The 1,908-nt window shown below is 59.5% G+C and carries 2 protein-coding genes; both read right to left on the bottom strand.

Going from position 1 to position 1,908, the window contains the following annotated elements; all coding sequences use genetic code 11:
* The coding region (locus tag GE027_RS22470) for a hypothetical protein (protein ID WP_153559473.1) at window positions 1-312 on the bottom strand (312 nt) is incomplete at its 3' end.
* Window positions 313-326: 14 nt separating this feature from the next.
* Window positions 327-1,908: ArnT family glycosyltransferase (locus tag GE027_RS22465; protein ID WP_153559472.1), on the bottom strand; the 1,582-nt coding region annotated here is incomplete at its 5' end.

Here is a 1,908-nt window from a genome sequence, read left to right as displayed (position 1 = left end):
AGTCAACACCACGAGATCGATTAGCATCATTGCTTTAGCGTTAAGGGTCGGGGAAAGGCAGTTGCAACCGCGGTCAGCAACCGCTGCGTAAGTCGATGCAGCCAAAAACACGCTGAACGTGATCAGAGTGGCAGTCCAGGAAAAGGCCGAAGGTGCAGCGAGAATGAAGACGCCCGCGCCAACCTCATAAGCAATTGTGAACGTCAGTAGCGGCGCCCACGAGAGCAACCCCTCCTCAAGTAGAATGAGGTCGTAGCGGGCAAGCTTCGCAGCCGCAGCCAACCACAGCAAGCCTGCGATGACCGTTCTCATAACGCCCCAGCCGCTCATTGACGCTGCTCCTTTGCGAGATCGTTCTGATGCTTCGCGACGTCCGCTTCCGATAGGTGATAGATGTACGTCGTGTAGCCGATCGTTGCGACGGGATCGTAGTCCCGGAAATAGGCGTACGCTCCGTCGCGGCTGTGCAGCCGCTGGACGGAAACGGCCCACCAACCCGGCTGCGGGCCTTGTTCATGCGGTGGCGGCGGTACGTCGGGCAGCCCCAGTGGTTCCAGCGGCAGCATGCCGTGATGGAAGGCCACCCCATCCAGTTTGATCTCGCTGTGACGTCGGTTCCAGTCAGCCAGGTACAACAGGTCCTGACCCCAGTCGAGGTTGCTGTCCAGCAAATGCGAGTGGCCATTGGCCGGACCGCCGGCGGCAAGATTAAAGTAAGCGTGGGAGTGCGGGAAAACACACAAACTGGGAAGGATGCCACCGCCGAGCAATACGAGAGCAGCGATGCTCACACGCTGGTTCATCGATGCTTCCATCAGTCTACCGGCCAGCACGTACACGAAAGGCAAGGCGGGCAGCACATAGCGAAGGTGATGGCTGAAGCCGGTTTGACTGCTCACAAGCACGAGAATGGCGATTGCTGGTGACAGCAGAAAAAACTCCGATTTGCAAAACCACCTCGTCACGAACGTCCCGGCGGTCAGGGCGAAGATGGCCAGGTAACCACACGGTGTCTTGGTCGCCAAGCCGTACAGATAGTAGTACCACCAGCCTTGGTCACGCCATTGACCACGCAGGTACGAGTCAAAACCACGTTCAAAATCGAGCTTCTGACGGTCAATTCCCAGCAGATACTCCGCCGGTACCGGCACGGGAACGTGGCCCAGCCACGACTGGGCAAAGCGGTTCTTCGTGCCCTCGGCGCTGCTGCCGCGAAGGGTTTCGCTGACGAACTGGTAGTCGCCCAGCGGCTGGAAGGATCTAGCAAATCCATAGCCGAAGTTAATAACCAGAACGGCTACCAGGAACAACGTCACCAGTTGCGCCGACGCGCGGAGCTCGGTCTTTCGCCGCAGCGCTTCACAGGCGACAAACTGCAGGACAAACAAGGGGAACAGCAGGACCCAGGTGAACTTCGTCAATTCGGCCGTGCCCAACAGGATGCCTGCCAAAACCGTTTGTTCCCAGTTCCGGCCTTTCAGCCACCAGTAGAACGCCAGGCAGGACAGCGTGCCCATGGCACAGGCACCCACGTCGGGCGTGATCATCGAAGCGTTGGCAAGTACCAGAGGTGAAAAGCACCACAGGGTAAGCGAGAACAGGCCGGCGCGCTGGCCGTACAGACTGCGGCTCCAGCAGAAAATCGTCCCACCCGCGATCAGGCTGAACGGAATGGCCGTTATGCGTGCAAGCGTGAGATACGCGTAAGCCTGCAAGCCGTGACGCTGCCAGAAACGGGTTCCCATGGGGAATTCTGGACGGTCGCGCGTATCGGCGGCATAGATGTAGTCCGTCTCGACGTCCAGTAGCGTCAAGGGCACAGTGGCGACGGCGCGAACTAGCGGCGGGTTGACGCGGTACAGCCCAAAATCGCCGTACTGCCAAATGCCCAGCCCCGCCGGCAAGTGC

Origin of the sequence: Roseimaritima sediminicola (genome assembly GCF_009618275.1) — a bacterium.
Taxonomy (GTDB): Bacteria; Planctomycetota; Planctomycetia; order Pirellulales; family Pirellulaceae; genus Roseimaritima; species Roseimaritima sediminicola.
This window is presented reverse-complemented; position numbering and strand designations above follow the sequence as displayed.